The sequence below is a fragment of the Sphingobacteriales bacterium genome (assembly GCA_016719635.1).
In the GTDB taxonomy this organism is placed as follows: Bacteria; Bacteroidota; Bacteroidia; order Chitinophagales; family JADIYW01; genus JADJSS01.
Window position 1 is genome coordinate 50,058 of record JADJYT010000010.1, and the last position, 25,726, is coordinate 75,783.

The following is a 25,726-nucleotide window of genomic DNA, read 5'->3' on the forward strand; positions in this document are numbered from 1 at the left end:
AACGATCGAATGAAGTTTTTAAAATGGCTATTATCCTTCTCCTCCCGAACTGCCAATGTTGTCTTTGTGGTGCTTCTGCTGATAAGCCTTTCAGCTTCTTATATCAGTCCTGAAAAGATATGGTTCTTTCCATTTGTCGGCATGCTGCTGCCATTCTTGCTATTTGTCAATATCCTTTTCATCATCATCTGGATCTTGAGAAAAAGATATTTTGCCGTGATTTCCTGCCTGGCACTTGCAGCCTGCATGCCTCAGATACTAAGACTGACGGCAACCAACATCGGGAAACCTAAAAAAAGCAAATCTGCACACAATATTAAAGTAATGTCCTACAACGTGCGTGATTTTGATTTGTACAACTGGAGTGAGAACATCCATTCCAAAGAAAAGATATTTGAAACCATCCATGAAAAGAATCCGGATGTCATCTGTTTCCAGGAATTCTATAACGATACCACGGCAGAGTTCAGCACCATACAGCATTTGATACAGATGGGATATACACACTACTATTTTACCAAAGAACTCGTGCTGCGCAACACCGATGAATGGGGCATCGCCTTGTTTTCCAAATTTCCCATTAAAAATCATGGGGAAATCATCAAACAATCCTTTAAAACCGGCTACGGGAAAAGGCCGTTCAGAGGCCAGTATGCCGATATTGAAATCGGCGATACCGTTATCCGGTTTGTGAATGTCCATCTGCAGTCCATCTACTTTGGCAGCCGGGATTATGAGACGATTGAAGAATTCCGTTCGACGCAAAATGTCAATGAGCATGGGGCAAAAAGTATTATCCTGAAACTAAAGAGAGCGTTTGAAAGAAGAGCACAGCAGGCAGACGAATTAAGAGCGTTTTTAAATGCACAAACAAAGCCTGTCATCCTGTGCGGAGATTTCAACGACCTGCCTAATTCGTATGTCTCCAACACCATTTCGAAGAATCTGAAAGACGCCTTCCTGGATTACGGGTTTGGGATTGGACGTACCTATAACGGAAAGATTCCGTTTCTGAGAATCGACTATATCCTTACGTCTCCGTACATCGAAGTGCACCAATTTGAGAAAGTGAACAATACTATTTCAGATCATTTTCCGGTGTATGCAGAACTGTCTACATATTAACCTTATCGCTGACGGGATAATGGTTTCTGTCGGCTCCGTTGCGCGCCACCAGCTCGCCCAGGAATCCGGCAACAAATAACTGCGTACCGACGATTATCGTTAAGATACCCAAGTAAAAGATAGGCCTGTTCGTCATACCGACAATACCAAAAATGGTTTTTGTAATCGTCAGGTATATCAGAATTAGAATACCAAAGAAGAAGGACAATACGCCCAATGTTCCGAATATATGCATCGGACGTTTTCCATACCTTCCTACAAAAGTAATGCTCATTAGATCCAGGAACCCGTTCACAAAACGTTCGATGCCAAATTTGGTGGTTCCGTATTTGCGTTCGCGGTGCAGTACGGGCTTTTCCGTTATCCTGTCAAATCCCGCCCATTTGGCGATGACCGGAATATAGCGGTGCATTTCGCCGTACACTTCAATACTCTTTACCACTTTCTTCTGGTAGGCTTTCAGCCCGCAGTTAAAATCGTGGAGGTTATGAATACCGGACACGGAACGGGTAACCGCATTGAATAATTTAGTCGGTAGCGTTTTGGTTATGGGATCGTAGCGTTTTTTCTTCCATCCGGAAACGAGGTGATAACCATCCTCCGCAATCATCCTATACAGCTCCGGTATTTCATCCGGCGAATCCTGCAGGTCCGCATCCATCGTGATGACCACATCGCCCTGCGCCGCTTCAAAGCCCACCTGTAAGGCGGCCGACTTGCCGTAATTGCGCTGAAAGCGTATTCCTCTGATAGCCGGATTCTTTTCAGATGCCGTTTTTATCACCTGCCAGGAATTGTCCTTACTGCCATCGTCTACTGCAATCACTTCGTAGGAGAAATGATGCTCGGCCATCACCCTCTCTATCCAGGCAAATAATTCCGGCAGCGATTCATCTTCATTCAACAACGGTATGACGATACTGATATTCAAGTTTATTCTTTCTTTAAAACAATGGCTAAAAGTAGTGAAAATATTATTCCTATCCCGCTGTATAACATCATCACAATGGCAAAAGCTCCTTTGGGCATCAGTTGGGTTCCCGTCATCTTAGAAAATATGGTGTAAAATGTACTGATAAAAATGGCCAATACCAGACTGGCCATCCAGCCGCCTAAAAATCCCTGCATAAGGGAAAGTTTATTCCCCTGTATTTTCCTCGAAAGAAACTGTGTCATGCCCACCACTACCACAATGGAAGTCATCTGCAGAATCATAGCCTGCGGACGTCCGTACGGTAGTTTCTTTACATAAGCCAGTGTGAAAAAGGCAGCAAAGAACAGGGCAGATACCAATGCTGAAAACAACGTAATGGTGATGCCGCTCAATACACCTCTTGTGTTATTTTGGGGTAGTTCGTTCATATCTCATTATCCGGTCATCAGGAAAGTAAAGTGAATTTCCCTTTGGCATAAACGGCCTTTACCTTTCCTTTCAAGGGTTGGTTTATATACGGCGTATTCTTTGATTTGGAATGTATATCTTTCTCCGTAAACGTCCACTCCGTATTAAAATCCAGTATTGCAAAATCCTCGTTCTTCTTATCGGGCCGTATGATTTCCGCAGGATGGACGGACAATACATCCACCAGCCTCTCTTTGGTGATCACACCTTCCAGTTTTTTGTTCAAAAGCCCGAATGCGGTTTCCAATCCAATCATCCCGAAAGAAGCCACTTCAAACTCCTCATTCTTCCCATCGATATTAAGCGGCGTATGCTGTGTCGAAATACAGTCTATGGTACCGTCTTTCAGCCCTTCTACCAATGCGGCCTGGTCGTGCGCCGTTCTCAAAGGTGGAAATACCTTATAGCCGGAATCAAAACCTTTCACGGCATTCTCATCGCTTACCAGATGATGCACGAATACCGAACAGGTTACTTTCAGTCCGTCTTTCTTCGCCTGTCGGATGCTATCCACACTTTCCCTGGTGGAGATGCCCGCAAAATGCAGCTTGCCACCCGTATATTTCAGCAGTTCAATATCGCGCTGCACGGCGGCATATTCAGAAAGGTTCGTTATACCCTTCATGCCCATACGTACGGAAATTTCACTCTCATTCACCTGTCCGTCACCTACCAGCGTCTGATCAAACGGCAATGTCATCACCAGACCGCCAAACGGCTGCACATACTGCAATGCCCGCAGCATGACTCCGCTGTCTTTAATGCTGTGTGGAATATCTGAAAATGCCACCGCACCGGCATGGTGCATGTCGAGCATTTCCGTTGGCGTCTTGCCGTCGAAATTTTCAGTAACGGCACCTACCGGCAATATGGTTATCGCAGTATGTTTCGCCTTATTCAGGATGTATTCCACCTGGGCTTTGGTTTGGGTGATCGGATGATTATCCGCCATGGCGCAAATGGTGGTAAAACCGCCCGACAGTGCCGCTTCAGCCACCGACCCGATATCTTCGCGGTATTCAAAGCCCGGATCGCCGATATGGACATACAGGTCACAGAATCCCGGAGCGAGATGACAGCCGGAAAAGTCGATTGCTTCTGCATCTTTCGAATCGGCAGTAATTTTGATTTTACCATGCTCTATCAGCACATCTGTCGTTTTCCCATTATATTCAGAGGAAGGGTCCAGGATGGTGATATTTTTGAGCAGGTATCGGTTCATTTCCAGAATCTAATCAGTAAAATTTCTACAAGCAGGAATACTAAGGACAAAATTACGCAAAGTTTCCATAATAAGATGCCGTCTTTTATTTGTTTTACGGAAGCAGACAGATTCGCCCGTGTATTGTCCAGCACCAGCTGGTTTTTCCGGCTGAACATCGCTTTTAGATCCGATACTGCAGCAAACACCAGATTGGATTCTGTACGGTCAAAATTAAAGGCGGCGATACCGAGATTTTTATTGCCGGCAGAGATGACATAGTGCCCGTCGGAAGCCAGCGTGGTATTCACCCTCAGCAATACGGTGTTTCCCACCGAACGGTTTTCCGGAATGAATTCATTTTTGCCGTTGGACAGCTTATAGACACTTTCGCCGTTGGCATACTCATTCTTCAGCTCCAGTAAATTATCCCTGCCGATGACATGGTAAACCGGCTGATTATTTTTTTTGTACACGGCACAGTTATACACCATCGGTGCAAATATGGCCTTGGCCTGCAGATCGGAAAAGTCCGCCTGCAAAGGCACCGCCTGCAGGTAAATGAAACCCTTGCCCGCGTCAAACTTAGATACCAGCGGCGTATTCAGCGTCGTTGACAGCAGTTCGCGCTGATTGGCACCGGAGGCAGCCACCACAGGATAGTATTTCTTTATTTTGGGTGTCTCCACATTTTTCGGGAGCTGATTGAAAACCCCTTTAAATACATCTTCATTCAGATTTATCCGGGTGACTTCACCTTGCCTTGTCTGCACTTCACCGTAGGTGCCTGTATTGCTGCCCGACAAGAATGCGTTATACGACACTATATTCGCATTCACCGCCGGAATGACATAGATATTGCCGCCATTCTCCAGATACTCTTTTAATGACGCCGACAGCCCCGAACTGATTTCGCCAAGTTGATTGAGGATAATCAGGGAATAATTTTTAAACGCTGAGTAATCAATCTGCCCCTTGTTGGTTTTGTCAAAAACGAAATGTGCATCATTGGAAAAGACAGCCGCAATATTATCCGGTGTTTCCGTGTCCTCTATCGACAATACTTTTTCATTCACATCCACGTTGAAGGCAAAAAAGAACTTATCATCAAATGTAATCGGATAATCATTGAAGGAGATTTCGCCGCGCTGCCAGCCCGGCTGTATTACGGCAATGTTGAACGAATCCACCACAGCGCCGCCGGCAGGGATGCTGACATCATCAATGGCCTTGACGGCGTCATTGATCTTGACGGAAACCCGCATCTTATCGGCCTGCGTATTGCCGGAATTCTTTAAACGGACAATCAGCTTATTGTTGGCGTTCATCGTAAACACCGGCTGCTCGAACCAGCAGGAATCCACATAAATATTCTTTTCGGGATTGCCCTGTATATCGAGAAAGTGCGCAGTATAGGTGGTATCCTCCGCCTTGGTCAGCATGTTTTTCTGAAAGTCGGAAATGAAGAAACCCAATTTATTTTTGGTCCCCAGCGACTGAAATAAGGCGGCCTGTTTTTGGGAGATTTCATCCACGGTTTTGGTATTCGGGCTCAATTCAACCTTGTCCACCGCATCGAGAAAATCCTGTTTTTGCATCCAGCGCTGGTGGGCACCCTCGAGGTCGTTAGTGAGCAGCGCGAATTTATCGCCGGAGTTGAAGGCATTTACAATTTCTTTAGCCTTCGCCTTCGCCACACCCAGGGCAGCCTCGCCGCCGGTCTTCAGTCCCATCGAATAGGAATTATCTATATAGACACAAACGGCAGCATCTCCCTGATTCAGCTTATTCTTATGGCTGCTAATGAACGGCTGCGCGAATGCCAGGATTAAAAACAATAACGCCAGCAAGCGGGAAGCGAGTATCAGCCGCTTCTTGAGTTTTTCGATGGTCGATTTTTCCTCCTGCACCTGTTTCAGAAACCGGATATCGGAGAAATAGACTTTCTTGAATCTTCTGAAATAGAAAAGATGAATGATAACCGGAACAGCAAGAGACAACAGCGCGATCAGAAACCAAGGAAATACAAATAGCATAAGAATAAAGATATGGAAAAATATATGTGGTGATATGTGAAATAATTTTAATTTGTACATATCAATCAAATTATCTCTCAATACCTCTGTTTTCAGATACAGCCCCTACTCTATTTTTATCAATTTTCTGGTTTCTATGTTATCAAGATAGTTAAACTGAACCAGGTACAATCCTTTTACCAATGAACTTAAATCAAATCGTAGTTCTGAATCACCCTTGTTTACTGAATAAACGGACTGCTGCACCATATTTCCCTCCACCGTAAATATTTTTACGTTGATATCCATATCTTCTACACTGTTAAATCGTATTGTTGAATGCCCCCTGGATGGATTTGGCATAAACTCGCTCAACTTGACTTTTATTTCAGCGTTTATCATTGCCGAAACTATCTTAGTTCTGGTGAAAGCACCGTCAAAATCTACCTGTTTTAATCTATAATAATATCGTTTTCCAAATTCTACATATTCATCAATATAGTAATAGTTATGAAAGCCTTTATAATTTCCGGCACCGGCAATCTCTCCTATTTTTTTAAAATTGATGGCGTCAGCACTTCTTTCAATTTCAAATCTCAGGTTATTCTTTTCAGAAGCAGTTGCCCAATCTATTCGTATTTCCTTTTCCAGCCCGGTTGCCTGCAAACTGATTAATTCTACCGGCAATCCGGTATTTTCATAATATGAAGGATACAGATAAAATGTTCCTGCCTGTCCTGTTCTGAAAGCAGCCTGCCAGTACCCATCCACTCTTGTAAATGTCGGATGATAAACAACCCCGTTTGGAGAACCCGCCGGAATAAATGTATCACTGTTGTTTGGATAAGCAATCAGTAATAATTCAGGCGCTGTTTCAAAATAGAAATACGACCCGTTGCTCAAAGTTGCACCCTGTAAAGCTGCCACTTCCTGGTCTGTGAAATACAATTTGATTTCCATTGGAGCATCCGTTGTGGTATTTATATTCCAAGCACGCGGCAGGAATGGTTGCGGCAATTCACCCACACCGGTCAGCCATGTTTCCACCGATCCTACATCGCTTACCTGCGGATCTCCCGCTACATTATAGGGGAGTTGTCCGCAAAAGGTAGTATTCCCTATTGAAACTGCGTCAGCACTGTCAGTTACCCTTGCCAGTAATTTTCCGTTTAAATCATAATAACTAAACATTCCGCTGTTTTGCACCGGACATGTCAGACAATATTCGTTCCCATATTTTGAAACCATTGCAGTATCGTATATGATAGGTTTAATTATTGTATAGGCAGTATCACGACACCCCTTAGCATTTGTAACCACCCATATGGCTACCGTACTGTCTCCGGTTTGTGACAATGAACCTATCCCTGTAACAGAGTCTGTCGGAGTGGTGATTGAACCCGGTCCGGAATATATTGACCATGCGCCTGTATTGGGTGATGCGCCGGGTGCAATTAGTTCACCGAAATAAGATTGCTGATAAGTACAATCATATAATTCGCTGCTGGCATTCCCTGCAACCGGTTTAGGAGCCTTGGAGAGCTTAACGGTATCCGGGCAGCTGTTAATAGTATAAATATAAAAGAAATTACCATCAGCAGCAGGTGTAAAGTCAATATCCGCCACACCATTTACCGTGCCGCCCAGGGTAGCACCTGCCGGATTTCCGGCCATGGCTGTCCAGGTGCCCTGATCATAATTGCCCTCTAAAACTCCGCTATGAACACCGCATATGGAAAGGTCAATTCCTGCAAAAGGTCTGCTTACTATTACTTTGGCCGTGTCTGTTACTTCGCCATTCAGCCAGATAAAATTATATTCTCCATCTTCCTCGAAATCAGAAAAGGTAGCTGTCGGTGACGTTGGATCTGAAATAATGACTTTACCCGGATTATCATATCTTTCCACCCAGGTACCCGGTGTTGTTAACGCTAAAAATGAAACGGAGCCTCCTCCGTAATTATAACAAGCTGCCCTGTCTGTTCCGGCACTCGGTCTTTGTATGCCAAAATTAACACCTGTTACATTCAATAAGCCAGTCGATATGGCAATATAAGCATTAGTTTCATCTAAAGCTTCAAAACCACTGCCTTCACTATTGTTCGAACCATAGGCTTCCCCAACTGCACCCCAACTAGGTGGCAGCACCACAGGCGGTTGATTTGCTCCTACAGCAACATTGGTGGTAGTAATTAACAGTGTATAGTTTGTTTGAACATTTGCAAGTGGAAATGAATAGGTGCCATTACTGCTGTTTAAAGTGTCTTTAAATGCAACCTTACCATCCGGGCCTATCAGATATACATAAATCGCCTGACCGGACGGATTATCTATAGCCGTTCCGTTTATCAATCCATCTGACAAACCATTCATATCATTGAATACCGTACCGCTAATGGTTATGGATCTTTTGGTGATACCAAAATTATAACCCCCTAAACATGTGGATGCACCGGTTGCGGTAAATGCATATTGCTTCGCAGTGGTTACATAATGATTTGCAGGAACACTGCTCAAAGTATCCAGTCTGGTGATATAACACTGATTATATTTTAAAAACTTTATGGATACATTATCGATATAAACCGTATCTGCATCATCTACGCTGTTATTCGTTATGAATCTTATCATAGTACTTGCTGATGCAAACGGCGCTATATTTAAATTATAAACATCTACATAGGCAGCATCTGCAACTCCGTTTCCTGTGATGGTAAATACAGTTGTGTAAGCTGTTCCGTTTGCAGAAGCCTGCACTAAAACATTTTCTCCGGCAGTAAGTGTTGCACTCTTTCTTCTGTAAGAGAAACTTAAGTAAGCACTGGTAGCTCCGCTTAAATTTACAGATCTTCTGGCAGCCACATTATTATCTTTAAGTCTGATTCCATAAGAAAACGCGCCGTCTTTCCTAATCTCCACATCTGTATTGGCAACTGTTGCCGGTGGTGCAACACAAAATCCTACAGATGCTACGTCAAATGAATCTACCCAGTTAGTAGCCCATGCCGTGTTTCCATCTGAACCGTTATTACATGTTCTGGTTCCACCAGGTCCGTCAAAATCATCACTCACTATTTTAAGCGGGTAGGTAGAAAACTGATAATATCCTGACGCATCGACAGAAACAGAATCTGTCAATTCGTTGGCATCTATGGTGGTGTTGCAGTTCCCATCTGTATATAAATATACTTTTGCCGGAGAATGTCCTGCACCGCCATCGTTATCTAATCCGTCTTTATTTACATCTGTAAACACCTGTCCGGAGATTATATTTTTTGTTAATTGGGCAGGACAATTACTAATCTTTATAATTACAGTAGCTTTATCACATACCACTGAAGGAGTAGAACATACAAAATATTCAAGTGTATCTAAACCTGTATATCCTGTATTTGGTGTATATAATAATGTCCCGTCAGCATTTACAGAAACTGTTCCGTGAGCGGGTTGTAATACGTCGCTTGTAGAAACAGAAGAACGGTCTATTATAGCGGTGAAACCTGTATCATTCGACAGCACCTGAATAGTAACCGGTGTATTGGTTAATGTTACAGCGAAATCATCATTTGCCATTATAAATTTACTCTTACAAAATGGCTGAATTGCCGTTCCTGCATCTATATAAGGAAGTCCTAAAACAGAAATTTCGGGGTTTTCCCCATAGGCCATTGCCAGTTTTGCACCATTGCAGCTGTACACAGCTAATCCGCTCTGGTCCTTATCTGCAGCATCCAGCAACTGTCTTACTGCTAAAGCACCCAAGGAATAAGAAACATCATATTTAAAACCACATGGACTGGTACTACCGGTACTACTTGTAATATTTCCATCCCATTTAACATAAATGGTAGTGGCTGCTGTTGGCATTACCCAAACCGGATTACCATTTGCGCTTAAATCTGAAGAACCCGGAGCCCAGGCAATAGAACCAAATTCAGTCATTCTATTTTCCGGAATTAATGCAAATGCCCAGTCAAAGTCACCTCCATTATTATTAGGATTACCACTGTATGGTGGAACAACATTAAACCTCCAGGAGTCAACTAATTCATTGGCTACATAATTTTCTCCTCCTGCACTTTCAAATTTATATCCAAGAGCCCCGAGCGGGAATCGGAAAACGCCCTTGCCACCAAGGTTGAATGAGCCCGATGTTCCGGATGTAGTCCAATTTATAGTAATACCGGTACTAAGCGGGTTATAAAACATAACCACAGCCGTGTCAGTTGTTGTGGTGGTAGGAACTGGCGTATAATAAATATTTCCATAAAACTGCGCAGGTAACACATTTAGTTCTTTTGCATTAAAGCAATATAAGGAATCGCCGAAAAAGACATCTATTCCAATAGGAAGTGTACTGTTTACAGATGCACCGGCTCGTACGCCGCCGTCCTGATAATAGGTTCCTCCTTCCTGAAGGGTAACGGTTGTATCAACTATACCATTGTTGTCTTTATCTACAGAAACTGTTGTATTGTTAAAGGCAGCCCTGATAAACAAGGAGGTATATTGGAAGTCATTATTTGCACCTGTATAATTTCCTACCGGAATATTAAATGAAGTTCCGAATTTATTGACGTCATATACATCCGTTGAGTATGCTTGTTTTTCTTTTCTGCTGTTAGCCTCCCACGAAATACGGCTTAGTGCAATATCTGTTGTGGAGTAAATTTTATCTTTCCCGTCGTAATAGATTTGAGCCGGATTTCTTGGGTTGACAAAAAACCTGTTATCAGTAATTATACTTGCGCCTGATGGTATAATATCATTAGGATATCCGGGTGCAATTCCATTGTACGGATCTCTGTCACCCCAAACTTCTGTGGTGGATTGAGTAGGGTTTAACAAACTTGCTTCATATCCATCTTCCCAATGATCGTAATACAAAATGGTTCCCGCATACGGACATTTAATACTAAGAAATGTACGAAAAGTATCCGTTATAACTTCTGCTGTTTTACAGTCTGCTCTTGTAAACGCCCTGTATATGTCTTGTTCAGGTGCAGGAACATAAAAAGTATGGGATAGTTTTGCAGAAGCACAGGGGCTTGCAGAAATAGGGAAAATATTAATAACGACCTTAGCGGTATCCCAAAGTGGCGTTGGAGCAGTCAAATCGGCAATTCTATACGTTATGGTATCCAGTCCGGTTGCAATTGGTGTGTAAATCAAAACACCGCTACTTATGACTACCGAACCCTTTTTGGGCTGAATTATAACTTGTGTGCTGGTTGAGTTTATATTATTATTGGGATCATAATCATTAAATAATACATTGATATAATTTGATGTTCCCAGATAAGAAACATCATAATCATCGGTTGCCACAGGAGGACAATTACCGGTACAAACATAGTATCCAAAATTATTACCGCAATCTGTATTATTTAATGTAGAATATGATAATGAAATTAAATTTGGGGTAGTTAAACTATTTCCTGAGGGAAGTGTAGCCGGAAGTATGGAAATAAGATAGTTAGTGTCAACAGAGGATATCTGAAACTGATAAGCACCACCGGCAGTTGTATTGGTCGTTTGTAATACTTCATCTCCGGCATCATAGGTGCCGTCGTTGTTTAAATCTTTAGATAAATTTACAGTGATGCCGCCGGCACCTGTTTCTGCAACATCTTTTATCATATTACTGTTAGCATCGGAAAATAAAAATCCAGTAATATAATTACTGCCCCAGTAAGCAGGATATTTATATGATACTGCATCCACATCGCCTTTAACAGCCGTTGTCGTTACAATTCTTAAATATCGGATTCCTTCAGGTTGTGTAACATTATAATAAAAATCAGTAAAAACAGGTTGTACTGATCTTGACGCGTAGGTCTGTGTATTGCTGTAAGCAAGATCGTCTGCTGAACTTGTTACTGAAAAATTGGCAACGGTAGATGAAGCATCCGCAGCTAAATACAATTGAACTGTAGTCCCATAAGGTAACACCGTTCCAAGGTCTAAAAAAAGTGCATCCGTAGTGTTGTTTTCAAGTTTTGAAAAGTTTAAATTAGGTGTCCCTATTGCTCTGTTCGGATCTTTTGAAGTGGATTTTGCTAAATAATCAACTGCGTATCCGGAACTATAGGTTATTGCACTTCCAAGACAATAATCTTTACATGTTTTCTTATTGTAATAAACTGCATCCAGTCGCATATCCTTGTCAGCATTTGTTGAAGCAATGCGTATATATCTTGCTCCACCTGCATTATTTATTATTTTCGAAAATGCAGTTAAATCATCTAAAGCGAGTGAATCACTTGTTACCGGTGCAAAAGTAACTCCGTCCAATGACACACTGATATCCCATGTGGTAAGGTTATTATCTTTGGAAGAAGCAACATAATAAATGGTATCCAGATTAGGAATGATTTCACCTAAATCTATGGTAATTACGCCTCTGTTTGCGGGAACTGCATTATGCTTTACTGAAGCAAAAATACCATCAGGCTTACCTATTGACTTTTCTCCGTTGCCTACATAAGATGTATTATTGACGGTATAACTTTTACCATAACCTGTGTACAAATTAAGTAAAGATTGCCCGGGCGGACAACTCACCTGTGCTTTTAAGTTTCCCATCCATAACAAAAGGACAAGAAAATAAATAGTCTTTGAATAATCGGGTTTCATAAATTGGGGTCGTTATGTTACAAATAATATGTTTCATCTTAATAAGAATCAAAACTGAATGGCTGGCAGGTTGGGTCGGGTAGTTATTTAGTTTAATTAAATGCTTAGGAAAACACTTAATTAAGTATCGCTAACGACTACAATAGTTAATTTAAAAATTGTAAAATTTCTGCATCCAGGCTTTCAATTATGTTTCTTTATTTAAAAAAAATTGGGTTTTGATGTGTAAAGGTAGATTATTATTTTTAATTTGTCAAGTAAAATAGAATAAAAAAATTACCATAAGTCAATTTTTTACTCAGTTTATACTACAGTATGGACATTTTATTGGAAAAAAGTTGACATTCTTAATATTAAAGTATATTTTTGCTATCAAACCCAATTCTAAAACTCTTTAACCAACGTATTTATGGAAAAACTGACTTTACAGCTCATCTTACTGTCTGTCTGAATTAAGTTTCAGTAAACAGAAACCTTTTAGCCACTTATTTGTAATTCTGTTATTCACTGCTGCACCATTTAATTCCTTTGCACAAGCCGATGCTAAATATGCAGTGTCTGCTTTACAACCACAGGAAATTTATTCCAAGGTAATTGTTAAATCAACTTCTCAGCAGTTTGAAAAAATAAATGAAGCAATCGGTTTTGACCACGTTCACCTGGAAAAAGACGGTTCCTTTACCGGTGAATTCTCAAAAGGTGAGATAGCTGAAATGATAAAATTAGGTGCAAAAGTAAAATATCTGATTCCGGATGTGATAAAGGATTTAACAAAAAACAATAATAAAAGACAAATCAATAACTCTTTATCCGACCTTGCTCCGGCTGGTTTTACTTACGGAAGCATGGGTGGTTATCTTACTTATGCAGAAATTGTAACAAAACTCGATCAGCTTCGTACGATGTATCCGAATTTAATCAGTCAAAAATTCAGTATTGGAAAAAGTACAGAAAACAGAGACCTATGGGTAGTCAGGATTTCTAACAATCCGGATGTGGATCAAAACAGTAAACCCAAAGTTTTCTTTAATGCATTAACACATGCCCGGGAACCGGCAGGAATGATGCAGCTGATCTATTATATGTGTACCTTATTGCAGAATTACAATACGGACCCTGAAGTAAAACATTTAGTAGACAACCGTGAAATTTATTTTATGCCTTGTGTAAATCCCGATGGTTATGAATACAACAGAAGTACCAATCCAAACGGCGGCGGTATGTGGAGAAAAAACAGGTATAAAGAATGCACCGTTACTACCACCGTTAGCAATTGCAGAGACATAAAAGTAAGAAGATGTGATACGGTATGGAATGCTGCACACACCTCTTATACGCTAAAGAATTGTAAAGACATTAAGATTGGTAGAATTTGTGATACTACCCGAACTACCAACTGTACGGTATATGGCGTTGACTTAAACAGAAATTACAGTTACAAATGGGCATATGACAATACCGGCAGCAGCAGCACAAAAACTTCCAGTACTTACCGCGGTCCGTCAGCTTTTTCAGAGCCGGAAACGAAAGCCATCAGGGATTTCAGTTATCTTAAGAATTTTAAAATGGTCATGAACCAGCATACGCCAGGCAATCAATTGGTGTATCCGTACAGCTATGCCAACGTAGTCGATCCGAATCAGGCCTTATACGATAAACGTAATACTTTACTTACAGAAACAAATGGGTTACTGATTGGACATATGAAAACTACAGCCGGTTATTTTGCTAATGGTGAATCATCTGACTGGCAATATGGAGAAGTGACGGCTAAACCAAAAGCATTTTCCTGGACACCGGAATTAGGAGAAAGTTTTTGGCCAGCACAATCCTTAATAGAAACGCTATGTATCCGAATGCTTAGAACGGACCTCAATATGACCTGGATTGCCGGAGCATATTTCAGGTATTCAGCTCCTGCCGGACTTACTGCTACAAATACTAATTTTACCGTTCCGGTTACTATTATAAATTATGGAGAAAATGCAGGAAGTGTCGAATCCATTAAATTTATTTCCGGAGACGGAAGAAATACAGGCAACGATTCTATTTCCTTATCAGGAATTAATGTTGGTGCAACATCCGTAAAAAATCATGTACTGGATTTGTCTGCATTTTCCGGTAGCGGAACTGCAACTGGTGTGCTTAGAATAACGTATTCAGGCGGATATAAAGAAGACAAACCATTTAGTTTTAATTATAACCTGCCTTCCGGTGCCAGATTAGGAAAAAGAGTATTACAGCCTTCTATAACAGATGATAATTTTTCCATTTTCCCTAACCCAACAAATGGTGTATTTTCCATTACTTCAAAAAATAACGTGATACCAAAATATGTTTCTGTTTATAATTTAAATGGAGTACTGATGGATGTAAAAGGAAGTGTAAATGAAATTGATTTATCGAATCTTTCTGAAGGTCTTTATACCATCAGAATAGAAACTGAAAATGGATTTACAGATAAGAAAATTATTAAGCAGTAATAAAAAATCTGAATTTTCAGATGCTTAAAGCCCTCTCCAGGATGAGAGGGCTTTTTTATGCAAATTGTCATATGTTAAAGAAAGTAATACCTCAAAGATCTTGAATGTTCTTTCTGTATTTTTTTTACTAATTCTGGATTATTTCTCCGGTCGCATTTGCGGGAAGAACAGAACCTCCTGTATGGATGCCTGATTGGTCAGCAGCATAGCCAGGCGGTCGATACCGAACCCGATACCGGAAGTTGGAGGCATGCCGTATTCCAGTGCACGCAGAAAGTCGTGGTCGATGAACATCGCTTCATTATCGCCGCGCTCCATCAGTTTCAGCTGTTCCTCAAAACGTTCGCGCTGGTCAATCGGGTCATTCAGCTCGGTATAGGCATTCGCGATTTCCTTGCCGTTGATCATCAGCTCAAACCGCTCCACCAGTCCTTCTTTGCTTCGGTGTTTTTTGGTCAGTGGCGACATCTCCACCGGATAGTCGATGATGAAAGTTGGCTGGATATAATTGTGTTCACACCGGTTGCCGAAAATCTCGTCAATCAATTTTCCTTTTCCCATCGTGTTGTCCACTTCGATGTGCAGCTGCTTACACACATCGCGCAGGCCGGCTTCATCCATACCCGACACATCAAATCCCGTATAGGTTTTGATGGCATCGTAAATGGAGATGCGTTTGTACGGCGCCTTGAAATTAATCATGTTATCGCCCACCTGCACATAGGTGTCGCCGTTGGTGTCCATCGCCGCCTTTTCCAGCAGTTGCTCCGTCGTCTCCATCATCCAGAAATAATCCTTGTACGCCACATAAAATTCCAGTACGGTAAACTCCGGGTTGTGTGTCCTGTCCATGCCTTCATTGCGGAAGTTGCGGCTGAATTCATAGACCCAGTCGAACCCGCCGACAATCAGCCGCTTCAGGTACAGCTCATTCGCGATACGCAGGTAGAACGGCACATCCAGCGCATTGTGGTGGGTGATAAACGGCTTGGCCGCCGCTCCGCCGGGTATGTTCTGCAATACCGGCGTATCCACTTCCAGCGCACCCTTCGCATTCAAAAACTCCCGGATGGAGTTCATCAATCTGGTACGCTTGATGAAGATTTCGCGGACATTGGAATTCACCACCAGATCCACATAACGCTGCCGAAAACGCAGCTCCGGGTCGGTAAAGGCATCAAACACATTTCCCTCCGCATCGGTCTTCACGACAGGCAGCGGGCGCAGTGATTTTGCCAGCAGCGTAAACTCGTTCGCATGCACGGAAATCTCGCCGGTCTGCGTTCTGAACTGATAGCCTTTGATACCGATAAAATCGCCGATATCCAGTAATTTCTTAAACACTTCGTTATACAGCGTTTTATCTTCGCCGGGACAAATATCATCCCTGGAAATATAGAGCTGGATTCTTTCGGTGGAATCCTGCAATACGGCAAAGGAAGCCTTCCCCATCACACGGAAACCCATCAGGCGGCCGGCGATACATACCGGCTTCCGGTCTTCAAAATGCTGTTTTATCTCTTTAGCGGTACTGTCAATGGGGTACAGCGATGCCGGATACGGCTCAATGCCCAACGCCTTTATTTTATCCAATTTTTCTCTTCTGACCTGCTCTTGTTCGCTCAAATGCTGCATAAATTCATGAATTGAAATGCAAAAATAGGATTTTTAGTCGATAGTCCACAGTCGGCTGTCCATTGATTTCACAGGCTCCGAAAAAAAATCACCCGCTATCAGTTCGGAGATATCCTTATCGACTAAAATCGTGCGGATACCCAATTTGCCGGGTTCGGTCAGGTTTTCAGGCTTGTCATCGAGGAAAACACAGCGTTCCGCAGGCAGCTTTTGTTCCTGCAGGACAAATTCATAAATCTCCCTGCCGGGTTTGCGCAGCCCGATTTGCTGGGAATAGTAGCAGGTATGGAAGGAGGATTCGAGGACATCCTCGCCGAATGCCGATTTCATATAGCGGCGGATGGCATCCACATGGATGGCGTTGGTATTGCTCAGTAAAATCAGGCGGTGCCTATCCTTCAGCCGGCGTAGTAAATCAATGCGGTGAGCAGGTATATCTTTCAGGATGCCGTTCCAGTGCCGGATGATTGTTTCATCGGAAACGTTTTTTTCCAGAGCAATGGATTTCAGCTGCCGTATAAAATCGGACGGAGTGATTTTCCCCGTTTCAAAGTCGTGGAAAAAATGCTGCTGTTGCAGCTGCTGTAATGATTCGGGATGGAAATTCGGCAGCAGATTCTGCTCCAGCCAATCCTGCTCGGATTTCAGGTTGATAATGACGCCGCCGAGGTCAAAGATGAGGGTGGAGATGGAATGCATGCGCGAAAATAAGAAAAGCTGCGTTGCAGAGGAAATCCGGAAGCTTGATTCCTGTACTATTTGTTCACAGCCGTCGATGCGAGACATGATGTCTGTCTGCCGACCAGGCAAACAATCTCGATTGAACTTGGCAGCGTGCAGGTAGTAGATGGGGAAATGCAGACACTGCATATCAGGCAGAAATTACCCATTTTATAAAAACCAAGAAAAATAAGGGCTTTGAAGTAGAATTAAAAAAAGGCCGGACGAATCCGACCCTTTTTGTGGTCCCGCATGTAGCTCCTACTATTGGACAAAATAAGTTTTATAGTCCAAAGTTGCACAAATAATTGATTTCCAGTGCGAAAAATAAAATTCTCTTTACAGCTCTTTATAAATATTGTAGGGTTGTACAGATATTTTCTACGAGTTTTCTACGGCAAAAAGAATACCCCGCAAACCTTAACAACACATTAACACACAGAAAAACTTCTGGCATGTGATTTGTAAAATTTTGTTAAATGGTTCTATTTGTTTAATTATCATACACTTGTAAATTAACTATGATAACAATCTATTACTGCCGCGACCAAACGTATAAGAAAGGAGTAAACCTAGCCTTGATTAAGGAATATGAGAGAATGGGTAAACCTTTGGATGAATTCTATAACGAAAATAAAACTGCCATATACATCTGCTGGACTGCCAGGGGAAAATATAATAAGGTAAACAGCAAGATTAAGGTTTTTTCAAAATTATGGGAGGAGAAAGCTCAAAGAGTTAAGAAACAACATCCTCTTTCCTTAGAAATCAACCATCGGCTTACACAACTAAAAGCAGACATTGAAAAGTCAGTTCTAACATTAATTGCACGAAATCCCGATTATATGTCTGATGATGTGAAAGATTTGGTAGAACAATTGATAAACGGAAAAATAAATCATTCAAAACAAATCACTTTTGGAGTGCATTTGATATGTATATCTCTGAAAAGAGAAAACTTTGTAAAGAGAGTACTGTAAAAAAGGTGGTCACCACATACAACCTATTATTAGAATTTCAAAAATCACACTACACATTAACTTTTGAAAAAATAAACAATGATTTTAAAGTTGATTTACTGTCTTATATGACAGATGAAAAGAAATACCTGAATAACAATATCAGTAAACATTTCTCTATTATAAAAACATTCATGAGATGGGCTTCACAAAAAGAATATCATTCCAACACAAAATTTGAACAGATTAAGTATCAGTCTGATGTTGTGGATGTATTAGCGTTAACAGAAGAAGAGTTGGAGAAGATAATCAATGTTAATCTCGGTTTTAGCAAATCTTTAGACAAAACAAGGGATATTTTTGTTTTCGGTTGTCTGACTGGCCAGAGGTTCTCAGACCTAATGAATCTCAAATTGGGTGACTTAAATCTGGAATCAACCAATCCCACATGGGCACTATATCAAGTTAAAGGAAATAAACGTAAGAAGATAGTTGTTCCCTTGCTACCTAAAGCCATAGAAATCCTAAATAAACATTGTGACTTCACAAATCCTATTGAATGTTACGCATTCAAAATACAATGTAATCAGAAAATGAATCAAAACATAAAAGTGGTAGCAGAGCTAGCAAAGGTAAACTCACCTGTCGCCAAGAACCGTTACTCCGGAAAGAGGCGTATTGATGTACTCAAACCGAAACATCAATTTATTACTATACACACTGCAAGAAAGACATTTGTTACGCTTAATTTACTTAAAGGCTTACAACCTGATTTAATACGAGCTATCACTGGACACCAAGATCATAGAGTAATGTTAAGTACTTGGCTATATCAGAACAAACAACAATTAATGAATTTAATAAAATATGGAGCTAATCTTTTAGATAGAAAAATTAATATAAAACAAGATTGTCATAAACAAAGAACAATAAAATATGCAAACAATTAGATAATTTAAGCAAACCGCCACCAAGGCCATAGTAATTTTAAAAAAAAACTATGGCCTTTTTTCGTTAATAGTAATGTTAATAATAAAACTAAACATTTAAATATGAAAACTTTTCAAATCGAAGGAATAAATAAAGATGAATTTATGGAAATATTAAAACTAACATTTTATGATTTTATTCCTCATATAAAAAAAGAACTACAGTCTGATGAAGAAGAACTATTAAACATAAAAGATACTTGTAGGTTATTAAATAAGACACGTGCAACGATTTACAACTATATCAAAAAGGAAATAAAACCTTTTGATAAACCACTTAGACGCGGCGGGAGTATTTATTTCAAGAAATCTGAGATCTTACGTTATCAAGAGAATATTTAATATGTTGATTTTCATCTTAATTTACAACTAATTCAATAGTGATTGATTGTTGCTGCAAACACCCGTAAATAAAAATAAGATTATTTTTTGTTTGTAACAAGTGTTGTTTTATTAACTTCATTTAAGAGTGCATCCTCTGCTTGTATGAAGGGATCATACCAATCTGCTTTTTTGCGAGCCCAGGTTAGCCAGGTTTTGGTTTCTTCTGTGTGGTTGTTGCCAGCTATGGCTTTTGATTCCACTTCATTGATGTAGTTGCGGAGGTTTTCTGCCTTGTGCCAGCGTTCTGCCTTATTCAGGGTTTCCCGGAAGGCTTCCAGGTCTTCATCCTGCCGTTTTCATATTCTTTTCTGATTTTTTCCTTTAACTCTCTTTCTTCCCGGTTTTTTCTGAATCCTGTTATTCCATTCGGTTTTTTAACAGCAATCATTTCCAAGAGATGCTATAATTAATGCTATTTGTTTTTCTAAGGGTAATCTTCCGTCAGTAATTTCCTTGCAATCATAGCCATTTTCTAATTTTATAATGAATAAGCCGTCCGGTATATATTTATGCAGATTCCAGTGATCTTTAGAATTTGTCAGTACTTTTTTTGTTTTTTCTCTCAAGCTTAACGGAATTGAATGTCCGTCGATTATTACCATGGTATCGTTCTGTGATATCCTGATATCATGTTTTCGTGCATATAAGGATTTAATTAGTGTATCCATCAAAAGTAATGCTCTTCTTATGTTTAACTGGGATACTCTTATATCCAGATTCTGGTAGCTGGATGACATTAAGCCTTTGTAAATACGATTATCTGTACTGTTTAATCTTTCCCTCGCTGATATAATCAGTTTGTCCGGTTTGGTTAGTCTATCAGGCACAACTAATATATTTTTCAGCTGTTCTTCGATTTCCTTTTGCAACATTTTAACCGGGGATAGTTCTTTGGCTATTCCGACACTGTTTTCGTCTCTTATTCCAAATGTTATTACTTCTTCTTTATCTGCAGTTGGCAATGGTGTTTTAGTAACCTTCTTTCCATATTGTACTTTCTGCCAGTGTCCGTTTTTTGGCAAGGGGATATTGAACCGGATACAGATTTTTCTAAGTCCAACGTCTGAGATATTGTATCTTTTAGAGAGCGTTAATAGCGGTTCTGACCAGACTAATTCATGTAGTTCTGTTCTGGTGAATGTTTGATTTTCCATATATTAAATATAAAAATAGAAAGAGATGAAAAATCAGAAAACTTCCATTTATATTTACATATTGGCAGGCTTGGAGGAAGTTTTTTAATCAAAACTGCCTATATAAACAAGATATGTTCAACCTTATAAACCTTTCCGATGGCAACTGAACAAGAAAAAGCAATAGCAGACATTATCAAAAGATATAAAAGCTATTGTGCAGAAATATTTGAAGCTTATGAAGATTTCCTATTTCAGGAGTTTTATTTGCCTGAAATTCACAAGAATGTGAAATCTGGAAATTTTCCAATAATGGACTTTGAATCTGTAAACAATAATAAAAAAACTAAATTTAGAAAAGATTTAATTTACGGGGTAATAAGTAGACAAAAACTTAAAATAATTGGCCCTAGAGCTTTACTTACATCTGTCTCCGCAACAGAAGATTTTTTACAGGATGTAACTTTTAGAGTTTATCGCGATTTTGAAGGAAAACTTGAAACAACAATGGAAACTCCTGAGCAGCAATCGAAATTATTGAAAATCATTGTTGATTCCCAAGATAAAACAGAAATAATATCAAGAATCGCAGAAGAAAAAATCAGAGGAATTTTTTATGGAAACCCAGCAGATTTCTTTTTAAAGGATAAAGCAAGAATAGGATTGAATAATCATTTTAAAGATCATTACAAATTAGCAATAGACGATTTTAAAGAAGTAATAGCGCGTAGAAATATTTTTACTCACAACAACGGATATGTTGACCGGAAATATATCAGAGAAGTAAAAAATCCAACATTAAGTTTAGACGAGAAAGTAAAAATTACAAAGCAATATTTGAAAGATAGTATTTTTTTACTTCATGGCCTATCAACTATAGTAGTAGATCAAGTAATAAAAAATAATTATGGAGCAACTAAATTAAAAAATAAGTTTGAGGCTTATATAAAATCATTTGATAAAAAGTATAAGGTTTATAAGGCAAGACATAACAGCGGCTAAGCGTAAATGGCTACTACTTTCTAAGTTCAACATTTAATTTCTTAAAATCTTTTGTTTAAATTTAAAGTGTCGGTTACGAACTACGCCACAGGCGCCTAGCGAAAAACTGTTGGCGGTAATTGTTATAAACAGTATATATGGAATTAGTATTTCCTTTTAAAAATATAATTATTAACAAATTATGGGAATTTTATGACAAAGAACTTGTCAAAGATTTTAGCGATTCCAAATTTGGAACTGATTCATGGAAAGAAGAACATATTAATGATAAGATTGAAATATGGAAAGATTTATTGCCAAGTTTTGAAAACGAGATCTTACAAACTATAAATACAACAGACCAAAAGACTATAGATAATTACTTTAGTACGTTAGCTGCAGATTTGAAATATCTAAAAGACTGCACAAATAGAGAATATTTCATTGACAAAATCACAGAGTGGAACAGCGAAACTTATAAACGGTATTCAGAAACAGTAGAAAAGGAAAGTGAAGAATATGCAAAACAGGAAAATAGAAAAAAGAACATTTAGAAGAGTATGAAACGTATGAATTTGACTATGGTGCTATTTTTGGAATAGGAACTAGTAAACCTAAAAAAGTAAAAAGAACCAATTATAATTTTTATTGCATTGAAAAAACTGCAGATTTAATTAATGAAGATATTGTAAATGAATATCTAGGTATTTTAAATCCTTTAGTGACAGAATTAAATGCTTTAGCCAAAAGATATGGAGTTCCTTGGCAAGAAGGTAAAATAAAATCAAAAGTTGAAGAACAATTTATACCAAAACCGATTTTATTTGTAGAAGGAGATCATGATATTACTTATATAAATTTTGCTGCCAAACTCCTAGGTAAGGAAGAATTATTAAATCGTATAGACATAAGGCAACGCGGTGGATTTAGAAATCTTGATAAGGTATGGAATCTCTTAAAAGAGGAAAGCTGGGAAACAATTCCTCAAACAAAAATTTTTCTCTATGACTGCGATACTGGAAAATCTGATGAAGATTTTGCAAGTCATTTTAGAAGAATAATCCCGACTCAACCAAATACGATAGTAAAAAAGGGAATTGAAAATTTATTCACAGATGAGATTATTCACAAAGCACTAGAAGCCAAAAAATCTTTTATTGATTTTAAAACTATTACTGGAACTAAAAGAGGTGAAGATTATATTGAGATTCAACATGAAGTAAATAAAGACGAGAAAAGAAATTTCTGTGATTGGGTTTGCACTAATGCTAAAGCGGAAGATTTTATAAATTTTAATTGCATTTTCGAAATTATTGAAAAAATCATCTAACAACTACCGCCAACACTGGCTAAATACAAGTGACAAAAATTTGTTTAATTATATTTATGTTTGCCACCTGCACCTAGACAGAAACTGTTACTTGCAAGTATAGCTTTTGGATTAACCAATAAAGACAGACGAACAAATAATGAAAATTGCAGCCTGGAATTTAGAGCGGCTCATAAAGAGAAAGAATCAACTTGTACTAGAAAAGTTAGTTGATATCAACGCTGACATTTTAGTGCTTACTGAAACTAATTCAATCATTCAACTTGATAACTACACTTGCATTTCTACAGACCCTTTGCCATCCGACTTTGACAACATAAAGTATGAGGCTGCCGAAAACAGAGTCAGTATTCTGACAAAGTATAAGACGACAACCCGACATAAAACATTTGACAGTTTTACGAGCGTTTGCACTGACATTGAGACACCGCTTGGTCATTTGACAGTTTACGGTTCTATAATAGGGGTTTTTGCAAACCGGCAACCTCGTTTTGATAACGACCTTAAAGGACAAATGGCAGACTTTGAGAAGATATTTCCGGGCAGACAGGTTTGTTTTGCCGGCGACTTAAACGTTACATTTTCGGGACGACCATGGCCAAGTAATAAAGCCCGACAAGCACTTGTGGACGCTTTTGGCAAATTCGGACTAATAAATACAACAGCAAACATCGAAGATTCAGTTGACCACATTGTATTAAGTAAAGACTTCTTAGAGAATAAACAGTCAGCAATAGAAACCTGGAACACTGACAAAAAATTAAGCGATCATGTTGGGTATGTATTGACTCTTACACAATGAAATGAGAAGAATGTCTTTAGCAAACAGCAGATTTGAAATAAATAGCTGTTGTGCATTCATTATTCTTTCTTGGTCATGTTTAGTCCGCCCAATCGCGGTGAGTCCTTGCGATTGGTAAGGTAAACGCATTTATAATTTTAAGACGGTGAGTTGGCTTGTGTGAATTACAAATGTGCTTACACCTCTGATTGGTTGTATTATAGATATATTTAAAGCCTTATACTTTCAAGTATTACCATACCCTTTTCATAATTATTATAATGTTTAATATTTACGTGGTAACCATTGCTTTCAAGGAACTTGATCCATTTCTCTACAATAATAATTTCATCATTTCTTTTTGCATCATCAATCAAAATTAATACCCTATCAGAGAAGTATTCATGTAACAAAGGAATGGCGGGATACCTTGCTAAATTTTGTGTCTTTCTTGGTGGACCATCAATAATTAGCATATCTATTTTCTCAGTTAAATTCAAACTTTCTGTTTGATACCATTTCCAATCTTGTCCACTAACAATATAATTATATAGGGGACAATGCTTAACAGCTGAAATATTTCCGATAGTATTTACTTCTAAATTTTCCCTCGTGGTTTCAGCGTAATAACTATCATGATCTAAGGATAATGATGTTCCAAAATTATTAGATTTTAAGGTCAATCCTATTAGTACGGTAGAAACACCGCTGCTTGCTTCCAGAACAAAACGAGGTTTTTCTTTTAGAATCAACTCAACAATCTTTGCAAGAAAATCTGGTGATCCTGCCCATCCTCTGGTTGCAGGTAAAAACTTCAGATTTGGCAAAGAATTATAAATGGAGAGTAGTGATTCAAACTGTAAAAATTGATTTTCAAACCCTTCTTGTATTTTAGAAAACAATTCACTTATCTCAATATTGCCTGATTCTTTTTTTTGGGTGTTGGTGTCATTTGCCAGATTTTGTGATAGTGTATCTAACTTTTTTGAAATGGAGGCTAAGTCCAGATCATTTAACTTCTGGTTTAAAGCCTGTAATTTATTTTCCAATCCGATTAAATTGTTCGACTGCCTGCTGATATTAGCCAGATTTCTTGGGATAAATAATATCTCTTTGAATCTATTGAATATTTGTTGAAATAATTTCATGTAAATTAAATTTATTTAATCATGACTAAATTTAAAAACCAAGTGAAACACTCGGCATTTTTATTTCCTGTTTCGTTATCACATTGATAAAATAATAGATAAATATTAATTGAAGAAGATAGTTTTGCAATAAGTTGAATTGCTCTTTGTTTGGCTGCTTCCCAATTTCCAGCATTATTACCTTCACACCAAGAATTATATGCTTCATCATGAAGTAAAATAACTTTAAGCACATCCTTATCAGTAATATATTTTTCTGCAAATTTATGGGGCAAAATACAGCATGGTTATTTTCTTTGTCTTTAGGTGTTTTTATGTCAACTTTATATTTAAAAGTATCATGAATTAATGCAATCAATCTTAACTTCAATCTATTTTCTGAATTTGAATATAAATCTATATTCTTCAGAACATGCCCGATGTGAAAGAGCACCTTACCTTCTGGATGACCCTGCCTTGGTTTACCCCACATTACACCTGTTACAAAATCCTTCTTGGAAACAATATTTCTTTCTAATTTTGTTTCTGGCTGAATGATAATTTGCATCATTCTTTTTACCTTGCTTGATGTTTCGCTATTTAAATCCATGGAACTCTCCATTTAGGCAATCCAATTCTCTCCATGTTTTCAAGTGTTTTGAATGAAAATCTGAGCCAAAAGTTACATTAAGACCACATTCATTCGCAAACTCATAAAAGATTTCATTCAAAATACCTGCTTCTTCAATACTATCGTAAGAGTGCATTTCTATACCCCAAAGTCCAATTTCTTTAGCTTTTTATCAAGTTTTTTTATATTGATTT

20 protein-coding genes are annotated in these 25,726 nt (G+C 39.0%); 9 read left to right on the top strand and 11 right to left on the bottom strand.

Going from position 1 to position 25,726, the window contains the following annotated elements; all coding sequences use genetic code 11:
• The first annotated feature begins 9 nt into the window (after positions 1–9).
• Positions 10–1,125 carry an endonuclease/exonuclease/phosphatase family protein gene (locus IPM95_13600; protein MBK9330303.1) on the top strand — a complete coding sequence of 372 codons (1,116 nt, stop codon included), beginning with the start codon at positions 10–12 and terminating at the stop codon, positions 1,123–1,125.
• Here IPM95_13600 and IPM95_13605 read toward each other — a convergent pair.
• The 5 genes from IPM95_13605 to IPM95_13625 form a co-directional block, all read right to left on the bottom strand.
• Positions 1,115–2,056, bottom strand: a complete 942-nt coding sequence (locus IPM95_13605; protein MBK9330304.1) for a glycosyltransferase — start codon at positions 2,054–2,056, stop codon at positions 1,115–1,117. The genes IPM95_13600 and IPM95_13605 overlap by 11 nt on opposite strands.
• 2 nt (positions 2,057–2,058) lie before the next feature.
• Entirely contained in the window at positions 2,059–2,487 is a 429-nt protein-coding gene (locus IPM95_13610; protein ID MBK9330305.1) for a hypothetical protein, read from the bottom strand.
• A 17-nt stretch (positions 2,488–2,504) separates the two neighbouring features.
• Positions 2,505–3,749, bottom strand: coding sequence for a dihydroorotase (locus IPM95_13615; GenBank protein ID MBK9330306.1), 1,245 nt, complete (start codon positions 3,747–3,749; stop codon positions 2,505–2,507).
• Positions 3,746–5,764 carry a BatA domain-containing protein gene (locus IPM95_13620; protein MBK9330307.1) on the bottom strand — a complete coding sequence of 673 codons (2,019 nt, stop codon included), beginning with the start codon at positions 5,762–5,764 and terminating at the stop codon, positions 3,746–3,748. The genes IPM95_13615 and IPM95_13620 overlap by 4 nt, the downstream gene beginning before the upstream one ends.
• A 105-nt stretch (positions 5,765–5,869) precedes the next feature.
• Positions 5,870–12,328, bottom strand: coding sequence for a T9SS type A sorting domain-containing protein (locus tag IPM95_13625; GenBank protein ID MBK9330308.1), 6,459 nt, complete (start codon positions 12,326–12,328; stop codon positions 5,870–5,872).
• Between the two features lie 605 nt (positions 12,329–12,933).
• Here IPM95_13625 and IPM95_13630 point away from each other — a divergent pair.
• The gene (locus IPM95_13630; protein MBK9330309.1) at positions 12,934–14,862 is read left to right on the top strand and encodes a T9SS type A sorting domain-containing protein; all 1,929 of its coding nucleotides are present in this window, start codon (positions 12,934–12,936) and stop codon (positions 14,860–14,862) included.
• 138 nt (positions 14,863–15,000) lie between these two features.
• On the opposite strand, the gene lysS is transcribed toward IPM95_13630, so the two are convergent.
• Together lysS and IPM95_13640 are read right to left on the bottom strand one after the other, a co-directional pair.
• Entirely contained in the window at positions 15,001–16,497 is a 1,497-nt protein-coding gene (gene lysS, locus IPM95_13635; protein MBK9330310.1) for a lysine--tRNA ligase, read from the bottom strand.
• A 33-nt stretch (positions 16,498–16,530) separates the two neighbouring features.
• Positions 16,531–17,283: an HAD family phosphatase gene (locus tag IPM95_13640; protein ID MBK9330311.1), complete on the bottom strand. Its 753-nt coding sequence runs from the start codon at positions 17,281–17,283 to the stop codon at positions 16,531–16,533.
• A gap of 455 nt (positions 17,284–17,738) precedes the next feature.
• Here IPM95_13640 and IPM95_13645 point away from each other — a divergent pair, with 455 nt between their 5' ends.
• The 3 genes from IPM95_13645 to IPM95_13655 all read left to right on the top strand — a co-directional run bounded on the left by IPM95_13645 (position 17,739) and on the right by IPM95_13655 (position 19,507).
• Positions 17,739–18,197 (top strand): hypothetical protein, encoded by a 459-nt coding sequence (locus IPM95_13645; protein MBK9330312.1) that lies wholly within the window; start codon positions 17,739–17,741, stop codon positions 18,195–18,197.
• Positions 18,152–19,126: a phage integrase SAM-like domain-containing protein gene (locus IPM95_13650; protein MBK9330313.1), complete on the top strand. Its 975-nt coding sequence runs from the start codon at positions 18,152–18,154 to the stop codon at positions 19,124–19,126. The genes IPM95_13645 and IPM95_13650 overlap by 46 nt, the downstream gene beginning before the upstream one ends.
• A gap of 102 nt (positions 19,127–19,228) precedes the next feature.
• On the top strand, positions 19,229–19,507 hold the full coding sequence (locus IPM95_13655) for a helix-turn-helix domain-containing protein (GenBank protein MBK9330314.1): 279 nt from the start codon (positions 19,229–19,231) through the stop codon (positions 19,505–19,507).
• 80 nt (positions 19,508–19,587) lie between these two features.
• On the opposite strand, the gene IPM95_13660 is transcribed toward IPM95_13655, so the two are convergent.
• The gene (locus IPM95_13660; protein MBK9330315.1) at positions 19,588–19,749 is read right to left on the bottom strand and encodes a hypothetical protein; all 162 of its coding nucleotides are present in this window, start codon (positions 19,747–19,749) and stop codon (positions 19,588–19,590) included.
• A gap of 174 nt (positions 19,750–19,923) precedes the next feature.
• On the bottom strand, positions 19,924–20,703 hold the full coding sequence (locus IPM95_13665) for a hypothetical protein (protein ID MBK9330316.1): 780 nt from the start codon (positions 20,701–20,703) through the stop codon (positions 19,924–19,926).
• Positions 20,704–20,841: 138 nt separating this feature from the next.
• Between IPM95_13665 and IPM95_13670 the strand changes: the two genes are divergently transcribed.
• The 4 genes from IPM95_13670 to IPM95_13685 all read left to right on the top strand — a co-directional run bounded on the left by IPM95_13670 (position 20,842) and on the right by IPM95_13685 (position 23,795).
• Complete coding sequence (locus tag IPM95_13670; protein MBK9330317.1) at positions 20,842–21,684, top strand: hypothetical protein; 843 nt, start codon at positions 20,842–20,844, stop codon at positions 21,682–21,684.
• A 137-nt stretch (positions 21,685–21,821) separates the two neighbouring features.
• Positions 21,822–22,217 carry a hypothetical protein gene (locus IPM95_13675; GenBank protein ID MBK9330318.1) on the top strand — a complete coding sequence of 132 codons (396 nt, stop codon included), beginning with the start codon at positions 21,822–21,824 and terminating at the stop codon, positions 22,215–22,217.
• Between the two features lie 167 nt (positions 22,218–22,384).
• Entirely contained in the window at positions 22,385–22,993 is a 609-nt protein-coding gene (locus IPM95_13680; GenBank protein ID MBK9330319.1) for a hypothetical protein, read from the top strand.
• Positions 22,994–23,132: 139 nt separating this feature from the next.
• Entirely contained in the window at positions 23,133–23,795 is a 663-nt protein-coding gene (locus tag IPM95_13685) for an endonuclease/exonuclease/phosphatase family protein (protein MBK9330320.1), read from the top strand.
• Between the two features lie 209 nt (positions 23,796–24,004).
• On the opposite strand, the gene IPM95_13690 is transcribed toward IPM95_13685, so the two are convergent.
• Entirely contained in the window at positions 24,005–24,922 is a 918-nt protein-coding gene (locus IPM95_13690) for a class I SAM-dependent methyltransferase (GenBank protein MBK9330321.1), read from the bottom strand.
• 31 nt (positions 24,923–24,953) lie between these two features.
• Positions 24,954–25,511 (bottom strand): hypothetical protein, encoded by a 558-nt coding sequence (locus IPM95_13695; GenBank protein ID MBK9330322.1) that lies wholly within the window; start codon positions 25,509–25,511, stop codon positions 24,954–24,956.
• Positions 25,512–25,726 lie beyond the last annotated feature (215 nt).

Excerpts from the sequence above, each read along its gene's own strand:
- IPM95_13620 (MBK9330307.1), bottom strand. The coding sequence starts at position 5,764 with ATGCTATTTGTATTTCCTTGGTTTCTGATCGCGCTGTTGTCTCTTGCT.
- IPM95_13665 (MBK9330316.1), bottom strand. The coding sequence starts at position 20,703 with ATGGAAAATCAAACATTCACCAGAACAGAACTACATGAATTAGTCTGG.
- IPM95_13650 (MBK9330313.1), top strand. The coding sequence starts at position 18,152 with ATGTATATCTCTGAAAAGAGAAAACTTTGTAAAGAGAGTACTGTAAAA.
- IPM95_13610 (MBK9330305.1), bottom strand. The coding sequence starts at position 2,487 with ATGAACGAACTACCCCAAAATAACACAAGAGGTGTATTGAGCGGCATC.
- IPM95_13670 (MBK9330317.1), top strand. The coding sequence starts at position 20,842 with ATGGCAACTGAACAAGAAAAAGCAATAGCAGACATTATCAAAAGATAT.
- IPM95_13675 (MBK9330318.1), top strand. The coding sequence starts at position 21,822 with ATGGAATTAGTATTTCCTTTTAAAAATATAATTATTAACAAATTATGG.
- IPM95_13640 (MBK9330311.1), bottom strand. The coding sequence starts at position 17,283 with ATGTCTCGCATCGACGGCTGTGAACAAATAGTACAGGAATCAAGCTTC.
- IPM95_13685 (MBK9330320.1), top strand. The coding sequence starts at position 23,133 with ATGAAAATTGCAGCCTGGAATTTAGAGCGGCTCATAAAGAGAAAGAAT.
- IPM95_13625 (MBK9330308.1), bottom strand. The coding sequence starts at position 12,328 with ATGGGAAACTTAAAAGCACAGGTGAGTTGTCCGCCCGGGCAATCTTTA.
- IPM95_13645 (MBK9330312.1), top strand. The coding sequence starts at position 17,739 with ATGATAACAATCTATTACTGCCGCGACCAAACGTATAAGAAAGGAGTA.
- lysS (MBK9330310.1), bottom strand. The coding sequence starts at position 16,497 with ATGCAGCATTTGAGCGAACAAGAGCAGGTCAGAAGAGAAAAATTGGAT.
- IPM95_13655 (MBK9330314.1), top strand. The coding sequence starts at position 19,229 with ATGAAAACTTTTCAAATCGAAGGAATAAATAAAGATGAATTTATGGAA.
- IPM95_13690 (MBK9330321.1), bottom strand. The coding sequence starts at position 24,922 with ATGAAATTATTTCAACAAATATTCAATAGATTCAAAGAGATATTATTT.
- IPM95_13695 (MBK9330322.1), bottom strand. The coding sequence starts at position 25,511 with ATGGATTTAAATAGCGAAACATCAAGCAAGGTAAAAAGAATGATGCAA.
- IPM95_13615 (MBK9330306.1), bottom strand. The coding sequence starts at position 3,749 with ATGAACCGATACCTGCTCAAAAATATCACCATCCTGGACCCTTCCTCT.
- IPM95_13600 (MBK9330303.1), top strand. The coding sequence starts at position 10 with ATGAAGTTTTTAAAATGGCTATTATCCTTCTCCTCCCGAACTGCCAAT.